Below are 22,742 nucleotides of genomic sequence, written 5' to 3' on the forward strand. Positions count from 1 at the left end.
TTTTGTCAGAACCGCCAGTGCACCATACCGTATCCGCCCAAACTCATGAGCCGGAGGTTGCCGGAGCCTAGGCCCTGCAATGGTATTTTGGCAAAGGGCTCAATGCTGACGCTTAATTTATTGTTGATCCGGGTATGCAGACCCGCTGAAAGGTGCACCACTCCCAGCGGATAAGTTTTAGTTTCGTTGTAATTCCTGTTCCGGAGTAAGGTATCATAAGCATTGGTAAAACTGTATGTATACCTTTCCTTCGTCATCAGGTAGGTAGAGAGCCCTCCTGAAAGGAAGGGACTTATTTTACTTTCAGGACGGGCCATCCACCGCACGTTCAGCGGGATTTCCCACATTGCGCAATCACCGCTTACCGTGGTAAGTTTGTGGTTGGGATAAGCGGAAGCGTATTTAAAATCGTACTGGTCGCCATTCACGGTATAGTTCTTTTTTGTACGGATCAGCCCGGTGCGTATGGTCCAATGCGTGCTGATGTTGTATCCCGCCATGATGCCTAGGTTCCAGCCTGCATTGTCTTTGCGCGTAAGGCCATCTGAACTGAGATCAGCTCCCGTTACGAGCGTTACTTCCCATCGGTTAGGCATTGCCGTTTGCTTCCTGATAAGAGATACGGTGTTGCTGTCTGAAGGGTTGCCTGCTATCTCATATTTTTTTTGTTCGAAAACTTTTTGTGTGAAGCGTGGCGGGATGCTTACTTGCGTGAATTGCTGATTTGTTGCAGCCAGTGTTGTATTTGGGTTGTTCGCAATTGCTTCATACTTCGCAACGCTACGGCGCAACGTTTGGGCTTCTTCAGTGTTGGCGGAGAAGTTGTTGTTTTGTGGCGTGTTTTGATATTGAATAGTGTGCTGCACTGGTGTTACTGAAGGTTGGAAACCTGATTCAGCATTTTTCTTATCTGCTGCAGGTATGCGGTCCTGTTGTTGCTGAGTTGAAACAGGGGGATCAAGCTCTTGCACGCTATTGTAATTCTTTTTCTCCCGTTGCGTCTGCGAAACTGCGAGGGACGAAGCAGGAAGCAGCCTTTCGTTGCGTGCAATAAATTCCTCCTTCTCTTTCACGAAACCTTCTACCTTCTCTTGCGTGAAACCCCTGCTTTCCTTATTCGCAACCCCATCTTGCCCCCGAAAAACCTTCCCCTCCTTCAATACCACCGGCAGCAACAATACCGGCAACACCCACCAGAAAACCCAAAGTTTTCGTTTCCGCACCGGCATTTCTTCCTCCAGCCGACCCAGCACTTTCTCCCATGCGGGCGCTTCCATGCCCGGTTCATAACCGTCGGCGGCCATTTTGCCCAGGTAAGCCATATCGTCGTACTGATCAGGCATATTGAATCTTTTTCCTTTGTTGAAGAATCATTTTCCGAAGGTTTTCTTTTGCCTTGAACAGGTTCGATTTGGATGTGCCCGGCGCGATGCCCAGCATTTGCCCGATTTCTTCATGGTTGTATCCCTCAATTACATATAAATTAAATACGCTGCGGTAAACCGGTGAGAGACTTCTGATGCAGGCTATGATCTCCTGGTGACTGAGCATATCTTCCGCGGAAGCTTCCTTGCTGGCCATCTCTACTGTTTCCGGGTCGTGGGCCTGTTGCAACAGGTCGTGGTGCGTTTTCCTTAGCCAGTCTATACAATTGTGTACCATGACCTTCCTGAACCAGGCGTGGAAATGACCGGCGATATTGCCGTTTTTGTCGATACGGAACTGGGAAATATTCTTGAACAGTTTCACGAACCCTTCCGTCACCATTTCTTCCGCCTCATAGTTGTTCCGCGCATACCGGTAACAGGTGCGCATGGCATCATGCTTCAGCCATTCGTACAGGCTTTGCTGACTCTGCCGGTGGTTGCGTAAGCAGCCTTCGAGTATGGATACGATCGTTTCTTCCGCTATTGCCAAGCCCCTTCGGTTTTAATGTGGTGAAGGTTATACGTGCCGAAGGTGAGAAGGGTTGCCTGAAGGGCAAAGTTCCGTTTTTTTAATTGTTAATACATACTAAATCTGCTTGGGAGCCCGGTTCCAACCCTTGATATTTGCGGTTCAACCAACTATAAACATCCCGGAATGAAACCTGTTACGAGAAAATCCCTGCTTTTCCTGGCCGCGGTACTGCCCGTTTTTTCCCGCCAGGTATTGGCGCAAAACCCCGTTCAGTATGTGAATCCCATCATCGGAACGATGAAGATGGGACATACTTTTCCCGGCGCCACCGTTCCCTTCGGCATGGTGCAGTTGAGCCCAGATACCGATACGATTCCGTATGCCGTAAACGGGCGGTACCATCCCGATGTATATAAATATTGCGCGGGCTATCAATACAATGATCCCACGATTGTCGGGTTCAGCCATACCCATTTTTCAGGAACCGGGCATTCCGACCTGGGAGATTTCCTGGTAATGCCCACGCAGGGAAAACTTCAGTTGAACCCGGGCGTGGCCACCAATCCCGCAAGCGGGTACCGGTCCGCCTATTCCCATGCGAATGAAAAGGCGGAACCTGCTTATTACAGCGTAAAACTTGACGATCACAACATTCAGGCGGAACTCACGGCCACCAACCGGGTCGGTTTCCACAAGTATACTTTCAATAACGGGGGAGATGCGCACATTATCCTCGACCTGATGGCGGGCATCTACAATTATGACGAAAAGAACGTGTGGACCTTTGTCCGGGTTGAAAATGATACCCTCATCACAGGGTACCGCCAAACCAATGGGTGGGCACGTACCAGGTACATGTATTTCGCGATCAGTTTCTCCAAACCGATCAAATCTTACGGGTATTCCAGCGATCACCGCAATGTTTATGGCGGCTTCTGGCGCAAATTCGACCTGAACCATAATTTCCCCGAGATCGCGGGGAAGAACATCCGTACGTACTTCGATTTCGATGTGAAAGCCGGAGAGGCCATTCAAATGAAACTGGCCATTTCACCAGTAAGTACACAAGGTGCACTGGCGAATATGAAAGCCGAGGTGCCGCATTGGAATTTCAACCAGGTAAAGGCTGAAGGACAGGCTTTGTGGAATAAGGAGCTTTCAAAGATCAGCATTAATACCATCCGCGAAAGCGATAAGGTGAATTTCTATACTTCTTTGTACCATACTTTCCTGGGGCCAACCACCTATATGGATGTGGATGGATCTTACCGTGGCCTTGATATGAATATTCACCAGGCGAAGGGTTTCACCAATTACACCACTTTCTCGCTTTGGGATACTTACAGGGCTTTGCATCCGTTCTTCAACCTCATCCAGCCTTCTAAGAATGCGGACATGGTAAAGTCGATGCTCGCGCATTACGACCAGAGTGTACACAAAGCACTGCCTGTATGGTCGCACCATGCCAATGAAAACTGGTGCATGATCGGTTACCATAGTGTTTCAGTGATCGCAGATGCTATTCTGAAGGGTGCAACCGGCATCGACGCGGAAAAAGCGCTGGAAGCCTGTGTCAATTCCGCCCGCTGGAAAAATTATGATGGCCTGGGCTGGTACATGCAACTGGGTTATGTACCGGAAGATAAGAATGGCTCCTCCGTTTCCAAAACGCTGGAATACGCTTACGACGACTGGTGCATTGCACAACTGGCCAAAAAACTCGGCAAGACCGATATTTATAATGAATTCATACAACGCGCCGGTTCCTGGAAAAATGTGTACGATAAACAAACCGGCTTCATGCGCCCGCGCCTCAGCGATGGCTCCTTCCGCGATAAATTCGATCCGCTGGATACGCACGGGCAGGGCTTTATTGAAGGTAACGCCTGGAACTACAGCCTGTACGTGCCCCATGCGCCCGATACCATGATTGCCTGGATGGGTGGGAAGAAAAATTTCGCCCGTCACCTGGATTCACTGTTTACCATGGAGCTGCCCGACAAATATTTTGAAAATACCGAAGACATTTCCCGAGACGGCATTATCGGGAACTATGTACATGGCAACGAGCCCTCGCACCATGTGGTGTACCTCTACAACCATACCGGGCAACCGAAGAAGACACAAAAGACCGTTCGCATGATCCTCGATTCCATGTACCGTCCGCTGCCCGAAGGGCTGGGAGGGAACGATGATTGTGGTCAGATGAGCGCCTGGTACCTGTTCTCCGCGCTTGGTTTTTACCCCGTGGCGCCAGGCGCCGATGAATACCAGCTGGGCAGCCCGTTGGTGAAGGATGCGACCATCACCCTGGAGAATGGCAATACCTTCACGGTGGAAACGGTGAACCAGGGGGTAAAGAATGTATATGTTTCTAAAGTGGAATGGAACGGCGTACCGTTGAAAACGACCGCCATCCGGCACAGCGATATACTGAAGGGAGGAAAACTGAAGTTTTACATGAGCGCAAAGTAATTTTCCGAACGGATTGTTTGCTTTCGGCTCCAACTGATTTCCTGCTGATCCTGAGGCACAATATGGGTAAGTTCCTGCTTACCCATATTTTTTTGTCGTGGTATGTACTTTGCTTTGTGTGGAAAAACTGGCTGGGGATGAAGTCTACAGTGTTTTTCTGCGCTTAAAACCGTGAAAAAACGGATTTCCAAAATTAAAATCACAACAGATTTATTCTATCTTTCCGCCTCAAAACAATTCAGAAAACTTTATATACTATGGCACTTGATACCAGCATCCAGGAGAAAGTAAATGAATGGCTCACGCAGCCTGGCATAGATGAAGATACCAAACAGCAGCTCCGCCTGCTCCAGGAAAGCAATGAAGGGGAACTGACCGATGCTTTTTACCGCAGCCTTGAATTTGGTACCGGTGGTTTAAGGGGCATTATGGGCGTAGGAACCAACCGCATCAATAAATATACTGTGGGCATGGCCACGCAGGGCTTCGCCAATTACCTGAAGCAGGAAGTGAAAGGCGAAATAAAAGTAGCGATCGCCCATGATAGCCGCAACAACAGCCGCTTCTTCGCGGAGACCACCGCCGCTGTTTTTGCCGCGAATGGCATAAAGGTTTTCCTGTTTGAAGCGCTGCGTCCCACGCCTGAGCTTTCGTTCGCCATCAGGCACCTCGGTTGCAATGGCGGGGTGGTGTGTACCGCCTCCCATAATCCCCGCGAATACAATGGATACAAGGCATATTGGAAAGATGGGGGGCAACTGGTGCCACCGCATGATAAGAATGTGATCCGGGAAGTCGAAAAGATCGCCGGCCTGGATGAAGTGAAATGGACAGGCAATGAAGAACTGATCACGATCATCGGTCCGGAAATTGATGCGGAATACATTAAGATGGTGAAAGGACTGAGTGTTTATCCCGATGTGATTGAAAAACAAAGCGACCTTAAAATCGTATATACGCCCATTCATGGCACGGGCATCAAACTGGTGCCACAGGTCTTGGAAGCATTCGGGTTTAAGAATGTGCATATCGTGGATGAACAGGCTACACCCGATGGAAATTTCCCTACGGTAGTATATCCCAACCCGGAAGAAAGCGAGGCCATGAGCATCGGCCTGAAGAAGGCCCAGGAACTGGATGCCGATATTTTACTGGGTACTGATCCGGATGCGGACCGCGTGGGCATCGCGATTAAAGACAGTGCAGGGGAATGGATGCTGGTGAACGGTAACCAAACGGCCGTACTCGCATTCAATTACATGATCGAGGCCAGGAAAAAGAAAGGGCTTGCGAAGCCGAACGATATGGTGATCAAAACCATCGTTACAACGGATATGATCGATAAAATCGCGGCCGCCAGCCAGATATCCTGCTATAATGTACTCACGGGCTTTAAATGGATTGCCGAACTGATCCGTGAAAAGGAAGGAAAAGAAAATTATGTGGTGGGTGGCGAAGAGAGTTACGGTCTCATGATCGGCGACCAGATCCGCGATAAAGATGCCATCAGTGCGGTGGCCCTGCTCTGTGAAATGGCCGCTTACGAAAAAAACAACAACCGCTCCCTGTTTGATAAACTGGTGGAATTGTACGTGCAGCACGGCTTCTTCCTGGAATCCCTGATCTCCATCACCAAAAAAGGCATGAACGGCCAAAAGGAGATCGCGGAAATGATGGAACGTTTCAGAAGCAATCCCCCGGCAACACTCAATGGCGCGAAAGTGGCGCAGTTGCTGGACTACGAATTGCAGAAGGGCAAAAACCTGCTTACAGGGGAAGAATGGCAGATTGAACTGCCTAAATCAAATGTATTGCAGTTTATACTGGAAGACGGCAGCAAGATTTCAGCACGCCCCTCGGGTACCGAGCCGAAGATCAAGTTCTATTTCAGTGTTCAGGCGCCACTTGAAAACAAAGCCGCCTATGAAAATGTGAAGGTTGAGTTGAAAGGAAGGATCGAAAGCATTATTCAGGACCTGAATCCATAAGTAGAAAGGAAATACTACCTTCAGCGAAACTGACGGTGTTCAATGATAAACGAACACATCTTAGGTCGCTAAAAGATTTCCTCTAAAACATAAAATAAAAATGGGTGTATCGGATTTGATACACCCATTTTTTTATGTGCAAATTACGGGCTTACTTCACCCATTGTTCTCCATTCTTATACGCTTTGCTGTAATCACTCTGCCAAAGATCGTAGCGTTTGTACATGGCAGGTAGTTTCTGGTTGAATTTTTCCCAGCTTTTCGCTGCCTTCGGCGACCAAAGGGCTTCGGCCAAAGCGCTCATTCTTGGGAATATCATGTACTCCACTTTGGATGGATAACGCATGTATTCGGTCCATACATTGCCCTGGGCACCCAGTACATACTGCGCTTCTTCCGCTGTAAGTGCAGCTGGTAAAGGGTCGTAGCCGTATACTTTTTCAAGCGGAAGGTAACCGCCGATGGTAACGGAGTCTTCTTTTTTCGACTGGCTGTGGTCGATATAGCAATGACTGTTCGGCGTCATGATCACCTTGTGTTTTTGCTTCGCCGCTTCTATTCCGCCTTTTTCTCCTCTCCAGCTCATTACGGTGGCATTGGGCGCGAGTCCGCCTTCCAGTATCTCATCCCAGCCTATGATCTGACGACCCTTTGAGTTGAGGTGTTTTTCGATGCGGCGGATGAAATAACTCTGCAATTCATGCTCATCCTTCAGGTTTTCATCTTTGATGCGTTTCTGGCAATCAGGGCAGGTTTCCCATCTTTTTTTCGGACACTCATCTCCGCCGATATGGATATAGGTGGAAGGAAAAAGTGTGATTACTTCATCCAAAACGTTTTGGAGGAAAGTGAAAGTGCTTTCTTTGCCCGCGCAGAAAACATCGTCGAATACGCCCCAGGTCTGCGCAACGGCGTACGGTCCTCCGGTACAACCCAGTTCAGGGTAGGAAGTGAGTGCGGCCAGCGCATGACCAGGCAGTTCAATCTCCGGGATAATGGTGATGTGACGCGCAGCGGCGTAACGTACCACCTCACGGATTTCATCCTGGGTATAATAGCCGCCGTAACGCTGGTTGTCGTTTCCTGTTCCGGGATAACGACCGATGATAGTACCATTGCGGAAACCACCCACTTCGGTAAGTTTCGGATATTTTTTGATTTCGATGCGCCAGCCCTGATCTTCGGTGAGGTGCCAGTGGAAATAGTTCATTTTGTGGAGCGCGATGTAGTCGATGTACTTTTTCACAAAATCCACGGAGAAAAAGTGGCGGCCCACATCGAGGTGCATGCCCCTGTAAGCGAAACGCGGGTAGTCTTCCACCTGCGCAGCGGGTATGACCAGCGCCGCGCCTTTTTCAACCGGCAGCAGTTGGATAAAAGTCTGGATACCGTAGAATACCCCTGCCGGATCTTTCCCTTTAATCGTAACTGATTTGGCATCCGATACAAACCTGTATTCACCATCCTGCTGCAAGGTGGGATCAAGGGAAAGCAGGATTTTTTTTCCCGCGCCTCCTTTTTGGGCATCCGCGCTCACCCCGTAATTCTTTTCGAGGTAATCGGTCAGGAATGCGGCACTGTTCTTCAGTTTTTCATCCGCGTAAGCGATAACGGGCTTTTTACCCAAAATAAATTGTCCTTTCCCGGATGTAACTTTTACCGGTTCCGGAATAATGTGGATGCCCCCATCCTGGGCAACTGTGGTGAGCGAAGCTGCGAACAGCGCAAACGACATTAACGTCTTTTTCATCTCTTGTTTTTTTGTTTCTTTTTTGAAAATTAACAGGGGGTATCGTAAGCGTGTGTTTGTTTATTTAATGATCGGAAGCACGATGTTGGAAGCCGAATTGGCGTTGTGTTCGATGGTGATCAGCGAAGGCACGAAATCTTTATCCGAGGCCTGGTAGATGTTCACGAATTGCTGCGGGTTCCTGTCGGCAAGCGGGAACCACGAACTTTGGACCTGGATCATAAGTCGGTGTCCTTTTTTAAAAGTGTGCGCCACGTCCGGTAGGTGGAACTTTACGGTCTCCGTTTTTCCCGGCGTGAATGCCATGGGTTTTTCAAAACTGTTGCGGTAACGCCCCCGCATGATTTCACCCCGTACCAGCATCTGGTAGCCGTTCATGATGTAATCCGTTTTGGCGCCGGCTTCTGTGGGCCAGTCCGCGGGGTATTCAAAATTATCAGGGAACACGTCGATCAGTTTCACTACAAAATCGGCATCGGTGGTAGATATCTTCACTTTCAGGTCGGCGGTTACCGGGCCGCCCAGTGTTAGGTCTTCAGTAAGTGGTTCGGTCTGGAACACGAGTACATCCGGGCGACGTGCGGCGAAACGCTGGTCGTCGGTCATGTATTCCCTGGTACGGCGAAAATGCACGTCCTCCGTGTAGGGAACGGGTTTGTTAGGATCACTGGTGTAAGCCGATTCGCCTGATGTGGCAGATGGTTTGGTGAAAGAAAGTTTTCCTCCCGCCGTAAGGTATATGGGGGTTTCCTGCATCGCGGCAGGGGGCCATGCTTTTTCTTGCTTCCATTCATTGGAGCCGGTGTAAAAAATGGTGGCTTCCGCAAGATTAGGATTGTTGCCTTTTCCTTTCAGGTGGTAATTGAAGAAAGGTATTTCGATGTTTTCAGCATACCATTCGGAAGTTTTGCTGTGGAAGCGAACATTGCCAAGGGAACTGCCATTGCCACGGGCCCATTGACCGTGGTACCAGGGGCCCATCACGAGTTTGTTGCTGGCCGACGGGTTTTGCTTTTCAATGGCTTTGTACAGTTCCCATGCGCCAAAGCAGTCTTCGGCGTCAAACAGTCCGCCTACCACCAGCATGGCGGGTTGAATGTTTTTCATCGCCCTTCTCGCGTCGCGGGCCTGCCACCAGGCATCATAGTTTGGGTGGGCGTACATGTCTTTCCAGAATTTGATGCTGTCGCCCATCAGTTTGGCGAGGTTGGGCAAAGCGCCTGTATTCAGGTAGAAATTATAATTGTCTTTAGTAGGGAACTCAAATCCCGGAGCGCCCACTGTTGTAGGCTTTGGACGTGGTTTGCCGAAGCTGGAATAAAAGCTGAACCCATCCATGGGGAAGAAAGCACCGTTGTGGTGAAAATCGTCGCCCATGAACCAGTCGGTAACCGGTGCCTGCGGGCTCACCGCTTTTACCGCCGGGTGACCTGAAGCCGCGGCCATACTGGAATAGAAACCGGGGTAGGAGATGCCGAAAATACCTACGTTGCCATTGGAGGAAGAAAGATTTTTTACCAGCCAATCCACGGTATCGTAGGTATCACTGGACTCATCAATATCGGCCTTGCTTTTTTTGTTGTGGTTGAATGGACGTACATCCACGAATTCTCCTTCACTCATCCACCTGCCGCGCACATCCTGGGTAACCATAATGTAACCTTCCCGCAGGTATTCACGGTAGTGGTTATTGTAAAAAGCTTTGAACTGATCCGCTCCGTAAGGCGCACAGGAATAGGGGGTGCGCGTCATCAGAATCGGATGCTTCTCTGTATCGTTTTTAGGGATATAGATGGAAGTGAACAATTTCACGCCATCACGCATGGGAATGTACTGTTCTACTTTAGTGTAATTGTTCCGGAACCAGGCGGAGTCAATCGTTTGCGCCAATAGCAGGGATTGCTGCCACCAGGAAAGGAGCAGCAACAGCAAGAGTTTTTTCATTGTATGTGTTTGGTTAAAGTGGACGAACGGACTTTTCCGGTAAAGCACTTGGTGCACTCCGAAATGTAAATGTATGAAAAACTGATTTGGGGAACATACGGGAAGTTCAGAAATTGCACCAATGCAAAACAGGAGATTTTTTCTGAAACTATTTTCGGCAGGAAGTCTGGGCACGATTCCCTTTTTGAATGCCAGTGCGGGATCGCGGGAAAGAAAACCCGCTAAAGGAAAGGCTGTTGTAATTTCCACCTGGGATTTCGGGAAGGAAGCGAATGCCGCTGCCTGGAAAACATTGGGTGCCGGAGGCGCTGCGCTGGATGCGGTAGAGCAGGGTGTACACGTTCCGGAGGCCGATCCAACGAACCAAACCGTTGGCCTGGGCGGATTCCCCGACCGTGATGGCAAAGTAACGCTGGATGCCTGCATTATGGACCACCAGTTGAACTGTGGTTCAGTGGCCTGCCTGGAAAATATACTTCACCCCATTTCTGTGGCAAGAAGGGTGATGGAAAAAACACCCCATGTAATGCTGGTGGGAGAGGGTGCCTTGCAATTCGCGCTGGCGCAGGGTTTCGAGAAAACAAACCTGCTTACGCCCGCTTCCGAAAAAGCCTGGAAAGAATGGCTGAAAACATCGCAGTACGAACCGGTCATCAATATCGAGAACAGGAAAAAGGAAGAAGATCCGAAACACTTACCTGGCGGGCCCTACAACCACGATACGATTGGGATGCTCGCGCTGGATGCCGACGGCAGGATGGCTGGAGCCTGCACCACTTCAGGGGCGGCCTGGAAAATGCACGGCAGGGTGGGTGATTCTCCGATAATCGGTGCAGGCTTATATGTAGACAATGAGATCGGTGCAGCTACTTCCAGTGGGTTAGGGGAAGAAGTGATCCGTACCTGCGGCTCGCACCTGGTGGTAGAACTGATGCGGCAGGGCAACTCCCCGGAAGAATCCTGTAAAAAAGCGGTGGAACGCATCGTGAAGCGTGATCCCGTAAAAGCGAAGAAACTGCAGGTCGGCTTCCTGGCACTCAGCAATCAGGGGACTTACGGCGCTTTCGCCATTCATCCCGGGTTCACTTTCTCCGTGAAGAGTCAACAAACGGAAACCATCATAGCGGCAAAAAGCTGGTTCAAATAAAAAGTATGCGCAAGCTGGAGGTCTGTTGTTATTCCATTGAATCGTGCCTGGTGGCGCAACACAACGGCGCGCACCGCATAGAACTTTGCGCCGGACCGGCAGAAGGAGGGGTGACCCCATCGGTTGGCGTGATCCGTCGTGCCCTTCAATTGTGCAGCATCCCGGTGTATCCTATCATTCGTCCGCGGGGAGGTGATTTTCTGTATTCGGAAGAAGAGTTCAACGTACTGCTCCAGGATGTGGATGAGGTAAGAAGACTGGGATGCAAAGGAATGGTAACGGGTATGCTTACGCCGGATGGAAAGGTGGACATCGCCCGGATGAAAGCCGTGAAAGCCATTTCCGGTGAGATGGAACTCACTTTCCACCGTGCCATAGATGTTTGCGCCGATCCTTTTGAAGCCATCAAAGCGTTGATAGAACTGGGGGTGGAACGGGTGCTGAGTTCGGGCCAGGCTTCCACAGCCCCGGAAGGTGCCGGACTTTTGAAAGAATTGCAATTGTATTTTGGCAAACATATTATCATTATGCCCGGAGCGGGTATCCGCTCCGCCAACCTGGAAGAATTGGCCCTGTTCACGGAGGCCAGGGAGTTTCACAGTTCCGCCGCTTTCCAGCAACAGAGCGCCATGCGCTACAGGGCCAGCCGGGTAAGCATGAGCCATGCGGGAAATAATGAGTTTCAGTGGCCGGAGGCCAGCCCGGTAAGCATGAGCCATGCGGGAAATAATGAGTTTCAGTGGCCGGAGGCCAGCCCGGAAGAAGTACATAAAATGAGTACCCTGCTCCGCGCGCTGCGTTGAAATTTTGCTTAAATTCAGGGCATGGATTCATATCAACCCATCAATTGCAACTATTACGATATCCTTGAGGGGATGTCTACCCGTAAAGTGCCCGCTCACATTCAGTATAAGGATGAAGCCGGTGCGCTGCATACCGCCAAAGGACTTATTACCAACCTGTACACCAAGGAAGGCGTGGAATACCTGGAGCTGGACGGGCAGTTACTTACGCGTCTGGATCTGCTCGTATCGGTAAATAATGCTGAAGTGCCCGGGTAAATGTGTACAAACTCCTTTAATTTCGCTTTCTGATAGCTTCCAAATCAAAGAAATACACAGTTGTGTATAAGTATTCCCGCCTGGCGCTTAAAAAGATTAAATTAATTTTGGTGTTTCGGGGGATTTTCCGACCTTTGCCGTCCTAAATTTCGATAAGTCATGGCAAGAGTATGTCAGGTAACAGGTAAAAAGCCGATCAGTGGTCACCACGTATCGCATTCAAATATTAAAACCAAGCGTCGTTTTTTACCGAATCTGCAGACAAAAAGATTCTTTTTGGCTGAGGAAGACAAATGGATCACGCTGAAAGTTTCTTCTGAAGCTATCCGTACCATCAACAAAAACGGTTTGTACACCGTAGTGAAAGAACTGAGAGCCAAAGGCGTTTCTATTTAATTAACCTCCTTCAAAAGATAAGAAATGGCAAAAAAAGGGAACAGGGTGCAGGTGATCCTGGAATGTACCGAGCATAAAAACTCTGGTCTTGCTGGAACAAGTCGCTACATCACCACCAAGAACAAGAAGAACACCCCTGAGCGCATGGAGTTGAAAAAATTCAACCCCATCATGAAAAAAGTAACTGTTCACAAAGAGATCAAGTAAGGTCTTTTTACTGTTAACTAATTAATATCTGAGTCATGGCAAAAGCAGCTTCAAAGAACGCGAAAATCAAAGATGCCAAAGCATCCGCAGAGGCGAAGAACTGGACCAAAGTGATCAGGGCCGTGCGTAGCCCCAAAACCGGCGCTTACACTTTCAAAGAAGCGATCGTTCACAAGGAGAAAGTTAAAGACTACATGTCCGAAAAATAATTCGGGTCTGTAATTACATACACAAAAAGCTGTTCTTTCATACGGGAACGGCTTTTTCTGTTATACCTTTGCCCTCATCAAAATTGTACTATGGGATTTTTCGGTAAACTGTTCGGTAAGAAAGAAAAGGAAAGCCTGGACCAGGGATTGCAGAAAACCAAAGAAAGTTTCTTTTCCAAAATCACCAAGGCCATCGCCGGGAAAAGTACCGTGGATGACGAAGTGCTCGATAGCGTGGAAGAAGCCCTGGTTGGCGCCGATGTGGGGATTGATACCACCGTACAGATCATCAAAAGGATTGAAGAAAGGGTCGCCAAAGATAAATACCTTAACACCGGGGAACTCAACCGCATCCTCCGCGAAGAGATCCAGGGTATACTGGTGGATGCGCCCGAAAACAGTTACGCAGGCTACAAACTTCCCGAAGGGAAACGCCCGTACGTGATATTGGTAGTGGGCGTTAATGGTGTTGGAAAGACAACTACCATCGGGAAACTTGCGCATAACTTTAAGTCTGCCGGTTACTCCGTATTGCTTGGAGCAGCCGATACTTTCCGGGCTGCGGCGGTAGATCAACTCACCATCTGGAGCGAAAGGGCGGGGGTACCTATCGTGAAAAAGGAAATGGGCAGCGATCCCGCTTCCGTGGCCTTCGATACCGTGAACAGCGGTGTGGCCAAAGGAGCCGACGTTATCCTGATCGATACGGCTGGTCGCCTGCACAACAAAGCCCACCTGATGGAGGAACTCTCCAAAATAAAACGCGTGGTGCAGAAAGTGATTCCGGATGCCCCCCACGAAGTGATGCTGGTACTGGATGGCTCCACAGGGCAGAACGCGCTGGAACAGGCCAAACATTTTACAGCCGCAACCGAGGTTACCGCACTTTCCATCACCAAACTGGATGGCACTGCCAAGGGCGGTGTTGTATTGGCCATCGCCAACCAGTTCAAAATTCCGGTGAAGTTCATCGGTGTGGGTGAAAAGATTGAAGATTTGCTGGTGTTCGATAAAGGAGAATTCGTGGACAGCCTGTTCAAACTGGAAGAATAATCGCGTGAAATAAAACAAAAAAGGACACTGAAACAAATTCAGCATCCTTTCCCAATATTCTCACATCGAAAGCTTATTCCTTTTTCTTACAGCAGGAAGGCAACTTCTTATACGCCTCAGGCTCCGCTGTTACATCACCGGCATCATAACCCACATTCGCGATATGTGTTTTAATCGCCTCAATATTGGTGCGGTCGGTAATGTATTTTACGGTGGTCTCTTTCTTTTTGTAATCTACTTTCACAGTTTGCACGCCATCCACCCTTTTCAGGTAGTTCTCAATCTTGTTCTTGCACATTTCACATTGAACGGTAGGCGTCGGGATTTTTTCAGTCTTCACTTTAGGCGTTTGCGCGAAGGCTCCGGAAACGGCCAGGAATAAAGTGGCCAGCAACAATTGAACGGATTTTTTCATACGTATTATTTTAATGTTTACCTGCCCCAGGTGGAAGGATTTTCCCGCCATTGCAGGAGCAGATTTTCCTGGTCGGAAGTTACAATTCCTTTCTCTATCGCCAAACTGATCAGACTGGAATAATTCGTTAAAGAAATCCAGGGCACACCCGCTTTTTCGAAAGCTTCGGCCGCCACGGGGAATCCGTAATTGAAAATGGATACCATGCCCACCACTTCCAGTCCTGCCGCACGGAGTACATCCACTACCTGTAAACTGCTTTTTCCCGTGGAAATCAGGTCTTCAATCACCACCACTTTCTGCCCGGCTTCGTAAGCGCCTTCAATTTGGTTGCCTAACCCGTGCTCTTTGGGCTTGGGACGAACATACATATAAGGCAGTTTCAACTGATCGGCAGCCAGGGCACCCCAGGCGATTCCGGCGGTGGCCACGCCCGCAAGCACATCGGCTTCAGGGAATTTTTCAAAGAGGACATTGCTCATCTCCGACTTCACAAAATCACGGATGAAAGGGAAAGAAAGCACTTTTCTGTTGTCGCAATAAATGGGACTTTTCCATCCTGACGCCCAGGTAAAAGGTTCCTGAACATTCAACCGGATAGCGTTACTTTGTAAAAGTTTTTCGGCTACTGCTTTTTCGTTTACCATGGCGCGAAGGTAGCCGATAATTCGCTTTCTAAATACTGCACCGCATGCTTCTTAAAATTTTTTTCAACGATAAGCCCCTGTTCCTGACCGATAAGATTACGCCTGAACTTGAACCTTTCCTCCACCACGATGATGCTGTTTTTATCGATGAATTTTCGCTCCCCGCGGTAAAATCCATGCTGCACGAAATGGAACAACCCAAAGTGCATGCGGGGATATTTCTCCACGAAGACCCGCTTGCCCTGCAAAAGGCTTTCTGGAAAAAATTCATGATCGTGGAAGCTGCCGGCGGTGCCGTACTGAACGAAAGGAATGAACTGCTGCTGATCTTCAGAAGAGGAAAATGGGACCTTCCCAAAGGAAAAATGGAAACCGGAGAAACACCTTCAGAATGCGCCGTAAGGGAAGTGATGGAGGAAACAGGTCTGGAAGAAGTAGCACTTATCAAACCGCTTTTAACCACTTATCATACTTATAATGAGAGCGGGCATCATATCCTCAAACCTTCTCACTGGTTCCTGATGCGCACCAAAAACCAGGATAAACTCACGCCCCAGACCGAGGAGGATATCTTGCAAACGGAGTGGGTAGCCCTGACCGACCTGGACAAATACATGGAAAACACTTTCCCGAGTATCCGTGATGTGGTCGAAAAACTGCTCCCCGAACTGCGGGGTTTTTATTAAAATTCGATCCGTTGAATGCCTTCGTATTGAAGGGGAACATTCATAAAAATACCGGAGCGCCCCACTTTTACATTTCCGTTCACGCGAACTTTAACCTCTTTTTTCAACAGGGCCAGTCCGGCACCGAGCAATTTACCTGTCTCCGTTTGCAGACTAACGGGGATCATAAACGTGTCTTTTGCGGGCATCCGTAGCAGTGTGTCCAGTACGAAATGTCCCAGGAATTTATCCTCCACAAATACATCACAGTCCGCTTTTTTGAGTTGAAGCGCAAAGCTGTTCGGGTTAAAATAACGCACCTCCGCGTTAATGGTGGTTTGCTTTGATCCCATCTGTTCTATTCCCCAATTGGTGGTGGAAACATACTGAAGGTCCTTTGGCTTCCCGCAGGCAGCAAATATCGAAGCTGCCATTATTACACCTGTAATTTTAATTGAAGTACCCATTTTATATTTCGATCTTATTGATATCTGATGGATTTTGTAGCAGAAATAAATGTAGTAGAAAAACTGTTCCATGTAGAACGAGCACAGAAAAAATTAAGAAAACCTTTACTAAAAGTATTAGCTTTACAGGGTGGCAGAATGACAGCATTATCTGTTTATAAACATCTAATTTTATTAGTATTGCTATTATCAATTAAATAATTAATAATCAATTAATTATGATCTTTAATTTATTTTTTACTAAATCAAAAAATCGGAAAAATCAGGTTTGTAAATACTTTTTTCAACATAAGTTAACCTCGAATTAAATTCTATATAATATAATGACTTTAATAACTGAATTTCAATATTTTGGGTGTATTAACTATTATAAAACTTTGTTTCGGGTAACAAATATTGAATTTGACGTATATCATCCTTATAAAAAAATGAGTTTTCGGAACAGGACCCTCCTATCAGGGGGTAATGGCATCATCGAATTGTCCGTTCCACTCGTTCACGGGAGGAACCAGCGTATTCCAATGCGTGAAGTAAAAATCGACAATCAGCAAAAATGGCAGGTACAACATTGGCGTTCTATTGTTTCCGCATACAACAGATCACCCTGGTTCGAGTATTATAAGCACACACTTGAAATTTTATTTGAACTGCGTTTTGAATACCTCTGGGAGTGGGATGAAGCCTGTTGGAAATGGAGCCTTGAAAGCCTGAAATGGAAACCGGATTGGAGGGTGATACAAGATGCCACGGACGTTATTCAGGAAGAAAACCGGGAAGATGTAACAGACCAATGGCTGCCCAAAAACTATCTTTCGGGAGATGCACCCGTGTACCCCCAGGTGTTCGGAGAGCGGCACGGGTTTCAACCCAACTTATCGGTGCTTGACCTCATTTTCTGTACAGGTCCTTCAGCCAGGGATTTTCTCGCCGGATCGTAAAGCATGCGGGATATTCGATATATTACAGGTTCAACCATTGCTATATGAAGCTGCGGCGTTACGTTTTCAGTGCCTGTTTCCTGGCAGGCCTTTTCTGTTTATCTTTTGTATTTCAGGAGGTAGCCGCTCAGCAACGCCCACATTATACGCAATACATCTTTAATAATTATGTGCTGAATCCGGCACTCAGTGGCATTGAAAACTACACCGATGTCAAACTCAGCCACCGTCACCAATGGGCCGGTATAGATGGGACGCCCGTTACCACTTACCTGACCATACAGGGCCCTTTGGGGAAAAAAGACTACAGAACAAACGCAACCTCATTTGCTGTTCCGGGAGAAAATCCAAGGGGAAAAGCTTACTGGGAATCCTATACTGTTCCGGAACCCCATCATGGCATCGGTCTGCAGGTGGTGAACGACAGAACAGGCCCGCTCAACCGGTTCTCGGCCCAGGCTACTTACGCTTATCACCTGGGGCTCACCCCTGCGCTGGCGCTCTCCGCTGGCTTTGGCGCTGGCGTTTCAAACACTTCTTTAAACAGGAGCAAACTTGATTTCGTGAATACGGTGGTGGATCCTGCCGTGTATGGGAACGGGGCGCTGAACAACGTTCGGCCGGATCTTTCAGCGGGCGTCTGGCTTTACGGGGCTAATTTTTTCGCTGGTTTGTCGGCCCAGCAGGTGATCCCGCAAGCCCTCCGCTTTTCGGAGGCTGATAATACGGTTACAACAGAAGAAGGGAAACTGGTTCCGCACCTGTTCTTTACCACTGGCTACCGGTTCTTTTTAAGTGATGATGTTTCGGCGCTTCCCTCCATTATGGCCAAATATGTTCAGCCTGCATCGGTTCAGGCGGACCTTAATATTAAACTTCAATACCGCGACTTGCTCTGGGCGGGCGGTGGATTCCGCACCGGAAATGGATGGCAGGCCATGGTTGGCGTGAATATTTCTAATACGTTCAATATCGGGTACGCGTACGACCATACCAATACGCTTTTAAGCACCGTAAGCAGGGGGACCCACGAATTCATGCTGGGATTCCTGATCGGTAACAGGTACGGTGACTGGTGCCCGAGAAACGTTTGGTAAACCCCATCATGCCTATGCTTTCGCGTAAATGGATCTGGATAGGACTTTTTATCGGTCTGGCCGTTATCACCGGGTGGTTCGTTTTCCGATGGGTAGCCTCCTCGAATGTGGCCGCCAGGAAGATGCAAAAAGAATTGGAGCGACTGGTGGAGCAGGGTAGCGGCGGGTTGTACAACCTGGAGATCGGTTCCATTAAAGTGGTACCTGAAAAATTACAGGTTCATTTATACGAACTGAAACTTGTTCCTGATCAGGCGGTGTACCAGGACCAGGTGAACAACGGATCAGCGGCCCCGGACCTTTTTTCCTTCAGCGCCGACAAACTGACCATCAACAACATCACTCCGGCCGATTTCATTGCCGATAAATCCATCATGCTGCAATCCATTCAACTGCACGAGGTACTGGTGGAAGTGATTCATACCGATTCTTTGGTAAACAGGAGCAAAAGGCAAAAAAAGGATACCACAGCTTTCGATGCAGAAGGACTTTATGACCGCATCAAAAAAGATGTGCGCAAAATAGCCGTGGATACGGTGCTCTTCTCTTCCCTGAATCTCCGGTACATCAATTCTGAAAAACAACGGGATACCACATTTTTAAAGAACCTGAACATTTTTGCGGAGGACTTTCTGCTGAATGATTCCTCGGCACTTGACAGCAGCAGGTTCCTCTTTACAAAATCCCTGGTGGTGCAATCCTGGCAATTTGAGGCGCCGCTCAAAAATGAAAACTATAAACTGAAATTCGACACACTGCGCATGGTGATTGCCGGGAACACCCATACCACCATCCGCAATTTTAAGTTGCAGCCCCTGTATACCGAGCAAGAATACAGTAAGCGGATTTCCACTCAACTGGAACGTTTTAATGTATCAGTCCCCACGATAAAACTGGTAAATTTCCAGTACGATCAGTTGCTCCGGAAAGGTGTGATCGTAGCCGATTCACTGTATTTACGGAACGCGTTCATTGGCGTTTATAAGGACCGCACCAAAAAATTCGACGGCAAAACCAGGTTGGGGAAATATCCGCACCAGTTGCTACAACATTCCGGGCTACCGATAGATGTGGATGTATGTGTGCTCACCGGTTCCGATATTGTTTACCGGGAAAGATCGGATAAGACGGAAGAAACGGGGGAAGTAAAATTCACCGGTACCTATGCGGTGGTGAAACCCATCAGGAGTGTAGGTTCAGGCGCAGAACCGGTAATGGTGGATGCGGATACCCGTTTTATGGGAACCACGGCAGTTAAAACCACTTTCATGTTGTACCCCGCTTCCCCAGACGGTGATTTTACCGTAAAAGCTGATTTTGCTCCCCTCGACATGAAGGTGCTGAACAAGGCAACCATTCACCTGGGCGAAGTGCGCATCGATTCCGGAAACGTTGAAACCCTGAAGTTTGCCATCAGGGGAAACGATCATTTCTCCACCACGGACCTGCATTTTAAATATTCAGGTCTGAAGGCCAGTATGCTGAAGCAGGAGCAGGACGGAGGGTACAAAAAAAGAGGATTGCTCAGCCTTGTCGCCAATGCTTTTGTACTTAAATCAGACAACAGGAAACGTGAAAAACATGTGGTGGTAAGGTATCGGCGCGACACCGACAAATCAATGTTCAACCTGATATGGAAAGGCGTATTCTCAGGCATGAAGGAAATCGCGGGCGCTGGCGCTTTAGGTAAGGATAAAGACAGGGTTGAAGTGCTGCGCAAAGATTAGAGCCTGATAATGGGCTTTGCCTTCTTCTTTGCGATGATACGCAAAGAATCTAAGGTCTTGGCGCTCAGTTGAGCGGCTTCCACTTCAAGGGCTATCTGGGCGGCGCTGGCTTTCAATTGCTCCCACTGCACATCTTTCATCGCTTTAGCAATCTCCTCCTGCATCAGGTGGATCGATTCCATTCCTTTGGCCTGCTCGTGGGCGATCTTTTCCCAGTCCAGTTTGTCGAGGAAGCTCGATAATTTACCCAGGTCAAGCGCTTTCATGTACTCACCCTGAACAAGGTTGTACAGCAGCAACGCCGTGGAATCTTTGGTAAGTGTAATGGTAAATGGTTTCGCCTCTGCTGTTACGGCCGCTGTGGCGTTAGCGGTAACTTTGCCTGTATATTTTTCACCGTCTACAACAATGGTGTATTCTTTATCGGCCACCGCAATGAACTGATCCTTCGGTTCGTCTTCGTGCCAGGTAAATGTTTCAGGGGAGAAAATAGCTGCATCCGCGCCATCTGATTCGCTCGTAATAGTGGTTTCAGCCAGTTCTGTTCTTTCTTCTGTTACCGCATCCGATACAATTACCGAAGGTGTTCTTTCCTGGAAAAGTGAGGCTACCGCCATGGGATAATCGCCAAAGTTGCGGTCACCTGTTGTTGTATCGTTTTCTTTTGGTGTAACCGGAACCCTTAATGGGAGTACACCCAGGAGCAGCAGTAATAAAGCCGCCACGAAGGGTTGGAACGATATTTTTTTTCTGTGCACCGGCATTCCGGTAATGCGTTGCACCCTTTCCATCAGTGCGTCCTTCTCACCAATGGCTGCGAGCTGCAAACGGTTCTGCTTCAGGACCAGTCTGTTTTTTTCTGCCTGTAAAAGAGCCGCTGCATACATTGCGGGCTTATAGCGGAATTGAAGTACCAGGTCGTCGCAAAGAAACTCACGGTCTTTACGAATTTCTTTTCCCAGCAGGTGAACGAAGGGGTGGAAGAAAAGAACACCTTCCATCACCGCCAGCAGTATATTCAATAAGTAATCGTTCCTTTTGATGTGCGCGAGTTCATGAAGAATCACGGCTTCCATTTGTTCGGCGGAAAGCTGGTTCACCATGGAAACCGGAATCAGGATCATGGGTTTAAAGAACCCAACCGTAACGGGACTGTCGGCCAACTCAGACAGCCAGATGTGTATGTGTTTTTTTATGCCCAGGATTGCGGCGCTCTCACGGGTGAAAAGCCGCCATTCAAAGGGCATTTTAGCGTGTTTTTCCTGTTGAAGTGTGCGCACATAGCCGAAAGCACGCATGAATTTCACGGAACCAGCCACCAGCAACAGCAGATAGATGGAAGAAAGATAAGGGAGTATCGAATCCATCCATTGGGCCAGCGTTCCCGTGAACAAATGACCGCTAAACCCGGTAGCTTCGGGTTCATTGTAATGAACAACAGCGGTTACTATAAACGCGCACAGCCCCGCCAGCAGGGAGAACATGGCCAGCATGATGCGCGCGCCATGGTGACTGCGCAAAAAAAGTTGCGCGATCAATTTATAAACCAGCCACAGGATAGTAATTTGCCAGGTGCTTTGAACGATGGCCCATCCCAGGGATTGTAAGAAAGCAGACTGTACCAGTGTTTGCATACAAACGGTTTATTGACGTTTCAACTGATCAATCAAACGCTCCAGTTCCTCCAGCTCCTCTTTGGTGGTTTGGTGGTTGCCCAGCGCTTGTATAACAAGTTGCGTGGGAGAACCGCCGAAAAGATTATCGATCATTTTGCCCAACAGGTGCTTTTGTGTTCTTTCCCTGGTAACCGCCGGCTGGTAAATATGAGTTTTAATGGAATCATCGCGCAGCACGAGTCCTTTTTCGTGCATAATCTGCATCAGTTTCAGGGTAGTGGTATAACCTGCTTCCTTGGTTTTCAGCAGTTCCTCGTGTACCTCCCTTACGGTGGCGGTCTTCTTTTCCCACAGCACCTGCAGTATCTCCAGTTCGCTCTCCGTGGGCTTAATGGTCTTTGTCTGCGACATACTTTTACTTTTCTGCGTCCAATTTACGATTAGTTTCGTAATAACAAAAAATACGAACGCCCGTTCATAAAATTTAACATTTACGAACGGGCGTAAGCGTGGTGTTATTGAACGGTAGTGGTGTACTTGGTCACCGTGTAGTATTTGCTTGTTTTTACGGATAGCTTATCGTCCGTGGCGGTAATGGTTTTGTATTCGCGGAATGCTCCCTTTTTATCCTTGAAGCCCAGCAGAATAACGTTTTTTCCTTCTCCTTTCTGGAGAACGGGTTCGGGCATAATGCCAAAATCGGGCAATCTTACGGTATCCTCTGCGGTAAATTCCTGGTATTTCAATTTCAGGACATAGGAGAATGTTTTTGGGGTTTCATACAATTCAGCCTTGTATTGAAAGCCGCCGGGAAGGTCTTCTACGTATTGCGCGGCAGGTTCCTTACGCACATCGGTGCGGTCGGGGGAAATAGCCGGGGCGGGCTGTTCCTCTGAGGGCCGGAAAGTTTCTTCTTTTTTTTCAGAAGCGTTGTTCTTACAATGGAAGCCGGAGATAGCCAGCAAAGCAAACAAAGGTAGAAAGCGCATAAGGTTCTTTTAAAGGTTTATAAAAATAAAAAGCCCCAGTATAGACATACCG

The 22,742-nt window shown here is 48.4% G+C and carries 23 protein-coding genes; 13 read left to right on the forward strand and 10 right to left on the reverse strand.

Annotation, left to right across the window (positions count from 1 at the left end):
- Positions 1-5: 5 nt before the first annotated feature.
- Positions 6-1,343: an outer membrane beta-barrel protein gene (locus tag M4J38_RS06630; protein ID WP_251758756.1), complete on the reverse strand. Its 1,338-nt coding sequence runs from the start codon at positions 1,341-1,343 to the stop codon at positions 6-8.
- Entirely contained in the window at positions 1,336-1,917 is a 582-nt protein-coding gene (locus M4J38_RS06635) for an RNA polymerase sigma factor (RefSeq protein ID WP_251758757.1), read from the reverse strand. Before M4J38_RS06635 ends, M4J38_RS06630 begins: the two co-directional genes overlap by 8 nt.
- Positions 1,918-2,082: 165 nt before the next feature.
- Here M4J38_RS06635 and M4J38_RS06640 point away from each other — a divergent pair, with 165 nt between their 5' ends.
- Complete coding sequence (locus M4J38_RS06640) at positions 2,083-4,374, forward strand: GH92 family glycosyl hydrolase (RefSeq protein WP_251758758.1); 2,292 nt, start codon at positions 2,083-2,085, stop codon at positions 4,372-4,374.
- Between the two features lie 257 nt (positions 4,375-4,631).
- Positions 4,632-6,362, forward strand: coding sequence for a phospho-sugar mutase (locus M4J38_RS06645; protein ID WP_251758759.1), 1,731 nt, complete (start codon positions 4,632-4,634; stop codon positions 6,360-6,362).
- A 151-nt stretch (positions 6,363-6,513) separates the two neighbouring features.
- On the opposite strand, the gene M4J38_RS06650 is transcribed toward M4J38_RS06645, so the two are convergent.
- Entirely contained in the window at positions 6,514-8,112 is a 1,599-nt protein-coding gene (locus M4J38_RS06650) for a beta-N-acetylhexosaminidase (protein WP_251758760.1), read from the reverse strand.
- A gap of 60 nt (positions 8,113-8,172) precedes the next feature.
- Entirely contained in the window at positions 8,173-10,056 is a 1,884-nt protein-coding gene (locus tag M4J38_RS06655; protein ID WP_251758761.1) for a CocE/NonD family hydrolase, read from the reverse strand.
- A 121-nt stretch (positions 10,057-10,177) separates the two neighbouring features.
- Here M4J38_RS06655 and M4J38_RS06660 point away from each other — a divergent pair, with 121 nt between their 5' ends.
- The 7 genes from M4J38_RS06660 to ftsY all read left to right on the forward strand — a co-directional run bounded on the left by M4J38_RS06660 (position 10,178) and on the right by ftsY (position 14,129).
- On the forward strand, positions 10,178-11,203 hold the full coding sequence (locus M4J38_RS06660; protein ID WP_251758762.1) for a N(4)-(beta-N-acetylglucosaminyl)-L-asparaginase: 1,026 nt from the start codon (positions 10,178-10,180) through the stop codon (positions 11,201-11,203).
- Between the two features lie 5 nt (positions 11,204-11,208).
- On the forward strand, positions 11,209-12,006 hold the full coding sequence (locus tag M4J38_RS06665) for a copper homeostasis protein CutC (protein WP_251758763.1): 798 nt from the start codon (positions 11,209-11,211) through the stop codon (positions 12,004-12,006).
- A gap of 21 nt (positions 12,007-12,027) precedes the next feature.
- On the forward strand, positions 12,028-12,264 hold the full coding sequence (locus tag M4J38_RS06670) for a hypothetical protein (RefSeq protein ID WP_251758764.1): 237 nt from the start codon (positions 12,028-12,030) through the stop codon (positions 12,262-12,264).
- Positions 12,265-12,423: 159 nt separating this feature from the next.
- A complete protein-coding gene (gene rpmB / locus M4J38_RS06675; protein WP_251758765.1) occupies positions 12,424-12,660 on the forward strand; it encodes a 50S ribosomal protein L28 in 237 nt (78 codons plus the stop codon).
- A gap of 24 nt (positions 12,661-12,684) precedes the next feature.
- Complete coding sequence (rpmG, locus tag M4J38_RS06680) at positions 12,685-12,867, forward strand: 50S ribosomal protein L33 (protein ID WP_251758766.1); 183 nt, start codon at positions 12,685-12,687, stop codon at positions 12,865-12,867.
- 35 nt (positions 12,868-12,902) lie between these two features.
- Complete coding sequence (locus M4J38_RS06685) at positions 12,903-13,076, forward strand: DUF4295 family protein (protein WP_251758767.1); 174 nt, start codon at positions 12,903-12,905, stop codon at positions 13,074-13,076.
- Between the two features lie 90 nt (positions 13,077-13,166).
- Positions 13,167-14,129: a signal recognition particle-docking protein FtsY gene (ftsY, locus tag M4J38_RS06690; RefSeq protein ID WP_251758768.1), complete on the forward strand. Its 963-nt coding sequence runs from the start codon at positions 13,167-13,169 to the stop codon at positions 14,127-14,129.
- A 73-nt stretch (positions 14,130-14,202) separates the two neighbouring features.
- Here the strand turns inward: ftsY and M4J38_RS06695 are convergent, their stop codons facing one another.
- Together M4J38_RS06695 and pyrE are read right to left on the reverse strand one after the other, a co-directional pair.
- Entirely contained in the window at positions 14,203-14,544 is a 342-nt protein-coding gene (locus tag M4J38_RS06695) for a heavy-metal-associated domain-containing protein (RefSeq protein ID WP_251758769.1), read from the reverse strand.
- A gap of 17 nt (positions 14,545-14,561) precedes the next feature.
- Positions 14,562-15,191, reverse strand: a complete 630-nt coding sequence (gene pyrE / locus M4J38_RS06700; RefSeq protein WP_251758770.1) for an orotate phosphoribosyltransferase — start codon at positions 15,189-15,191, stop codon at positions 14,562-14,564.
- A 44-nt stretch (positions 15,192-15,235) separates the two neighbouring features.
- Here pyrE and M4J38_RS19810 point away from each other — a divergent pair, with 44 nt between their 5' ends.
- Positions 15,236-15,877 (forward strand): NUDIX domain-containing protein, encoded by a 642-nt coding sequence (locus M4J38_RS19810; protein ID WP_308217816.1) that lies wholly within the window; start codon positions 15,236-15,238, stop codon positions 15,875-15,877.
- On the opposite strand, the gene M4J38_RS06710 is transcribed toward M4J38_RS19810, so the two are convergent.
- Positions 15,874-16,290, reverse strand: coding sequence for an LEA type 2 family protein (locus M4J38_RS06710; RefSeq protein WP_251758771.1), 417 nt, complete (start codon positions 16,288-16,290; stop codon positions 15,874-15,876). The two genes, M4J38_RS19810 and M4J38_RS06710, sit on opposite strands and share 4 nt — an antisense overlap.
- Before the next feature lie 356 nt (positions 16,291-16,646).
- Between M4J38_RS06710 and M4J38_RS06715 the strand changes: the two genes are divergently transcribed.
- Genes M4J38_RS06715 through M4J38_RS06725 form a run of 3 tightly spaced genes read left to right on the forward strand, consistent with a single transcriptional unit; the run spans position 16,647 to position 20,085 of the window.
- The gene (locus M4J38_RS06715) at positions 16,647-17,261 is read left to right on the forward strand and encodes a WbqC family protein (protein ID WP_251758772.1); all 615 of its coding nucleotides are present in this window, start codon (positions 16,647-16,649) and stop codon (positions 17,259-17,261) included.
- A gap of 44 nt (positions 17,262-17,305) precedes the next feature.
- Complete coding sequence (locus M4J38_RS06720; RefSeq protein WP_251758773.1) at positions 17,306-18,358, forward strand: type IX secretion system membrane protein PorP/SprF; 1,053 nt, start codon at positions 17,306-17,308, stop codon at positions 18,356-18,358.
- An 8-nt stretch (positions 18,359-18,366) separates the two neighbouring features.
- Complete coding sequence (locus tag M4J38_RS06725) at positions 18,367-20,085, forward strand: hypothetical protein (protein WP_251758774.1); 1,719 nt, start codon at positions 18,367-18,369, stop codon at positions 20,083-20,085.
- Here M4J38_RS06725 and M4J38_RS06730 read toward each other — a convergent pair.
- The 3 genes from M4J38_RS06730 to M4J38_RS06740 form a co-directional block, all read right to left on the reverse strand.
- Positions 20,082-21,719, reverse strand: a complete 1,638-nt coding sequence (locus tag M4J38_RS06730; RefSeq protein ID WP_251758775.1) for a M56 family metallopeptidase — start codon at positions 21,717-21,719, stop codon at positions 20,082-20,084. The genes M4J38_RS06725 and M4J38_RS06730 overlap by 4 nt on opposite strands.
- Before the next feature lie 9 nt (positions 21,720-21,728).
- Complete coding sequence (locus tag M4J38_RS06735) at positions 21,729-22,112, reverse strand: BlaI/MecI/CopY family transcriptional regulator (RefSeq protein ID WP_251758776.1); 384 nt, start codon at positions 22,110-22,112, stop codon at positions 21,729-21,731.
- Between the two features lie 104 nt (positions 22,113-22,216).
- Positions 22,217-22,690, reverse strand: a complete 474-nt coding sequence (locus M4J38_RS06740) for a hypothetical protein (protein WP_251758777.1) — start codon at positions 22,688-22,690, stop codon at positions 22,217-22,219.
- Between the last annotated feature and the right edge of the window lie 52 nt (positions 22,691-22,742).

This window comes from Parasegetibacter sp. NRK P23 (genome assembly GCF_023721715.1).
In the GTDB taxonomy this organism is placed as follows: domain Bacteria; phylum Bacteroidota; class Bacteroidia; order Chitinophagales; family Chitinophagaceae; genus Parasegetibacter.

Coding starts and splice junctions, on each gene's coding strand:
- M4J38_RS06630 (WP_251758756.1), bottom strand. CDS start 1,343: ATGCCTGATCAGTACGACGATATGGCTTACCTGGGCAAAATGGCCGCC.
- M4J38_RS06640 (WP_251758758.1), top strand. CDS start 2,083: ATGAAACCTGTTACGAGAAAATCCCTGCTTTTCCTGGCCGCGGTACTG.
- M4J38_RS06645 (WP_251758759.1), top strand. CDS start 4,632: ATGGCACTTGATACCAGCATCCAGGAGAAAGTAAATGAATGGCTCACG.
- M4J38_RS06650 (WP_251758760.1), bottom strand. CDS start 8,112: ATGAAAAAGACGTTAATGTCGTTTGCGCTGTTCGCAGCTTCGCTCACC.
- M4J38_RS06655 (WP_251758761.1), bottom strand. CDS start 10,056: ATGAAAAAACTCTTGCTGTTGCTGCTCCTTTCCTGGTGGCAGCAATCC.
- M4J38_RS06660 (WP_251758762.1), top strand. CDS start 10,178: ATGCAAAACAGGAGATTTTTTCTGAAACTATTTTCGGCAGGAAGTCTG.
- M4J38_RS06665 (WP_251758763.1), top strand. CDS start 11,209: ATGCGCAAGCTGGAGGTCTGTTGTTATTCCATTGAATCGTGCCTGGTG.
- M4J38_RS06670 (WP_251758764.1), top strand. CDS start 12,028: ATGGATTCATATCAACCCATCAATTGCAACTATTACGATATCCTTGAG.
- rpmB (WP_251758765.1), top strand. CDS start 12,424: ATGGCAAGAGTATGTCAGGTAACAGGTAAAAAGCCGATCAGTGGTCAC.
- rpmG (WP_251758766.1), top strand. CDS start 12,685: ATGGCAAAAAAAGGGAACAGGGTGCAGGTGATCCTGGAATGTACCGAG.
- M4J38_RS06685 (WP_251758767.1), top strand. CDS start 12,903: ATGGCAAAAGCAGCTTCAAAGAACGCGAAAATCAAAGATGCCAAAGCA.
- ftsY (WP_251758768.1), top strand. CDS start 13,167: ATGGGATTTTTCGGTAAACTGTTCGGTAAGAAAGAAAAGGAAAGCCTG.
- M4J38_RS06695 (WP_251758769.1), bottom strand. CDS start 14,544: ATGAAAAAATCCGTTCAATTGTTGCTGGCCACTTTATTCCTGGCCGTT.
- pyrE (WP_251758770.1), bottom strand. CDS start 15,191: ATGGTAAACGAAAAAGCAGTAGCCGAAAAACTTTTACAAAGTAACGCT.
- M4J38_RS19810 (WP_308217816.1), top strand. CDS start 15,236: ATGCTTCTTAAAATTTTTTTCAACGATAAGCCCCTGTTCCTGACCGAT.
- M4J38_RS06710 (WP_251758771.1), bottom strand. CDS start 16,290: ATGGCAGCTTCGATATTTGCTGCCTGCGGGAAGCCAAAGGACCTTCAG.
- M4J38_RS06715 (WP_251758772.1), top strand. CDS start 16,647: ATGACTTTAATAACTGAATTTCAATATTTTGGGTGTATTAACTATTAT.
- M4J38_RS06720 (WP_251758773.1), top strand. CDS start 17,306: ATGAAGCTGCGGCGTTACGTTTTCAGTGCCTGTTTCCTGGCAGGCCTT.
- M4J38_RS06725 (WP_251758774.1), top strand. CDS start 18,367: ATGCCTATGCTTTCGCGTAAATGGATCTGGATAGGACTTTTTATCGGT.
- M4J38_RS06730 (WP_251758775.1), bottom strand. CDS start 21,719: ATGCAAACACTGGTACAGTCTGCTTTCTTACAATCCCTGGGATGGGCC.
- M4J38_RS06735 (WP_251758776.1), bottom strand. CDS start 22,112: ATGTCGCAGACAAAGACCATTAAGCCCACGGAGAGCGAACTGGAGATA.
- M4J38_RS06740 (WP_251758777.1), bottom strand. CDS start 22,690: ATGCGCTTTCTACCTTTGTTTGCTTTGCTGGCTATCTCCGGCTTCCAT.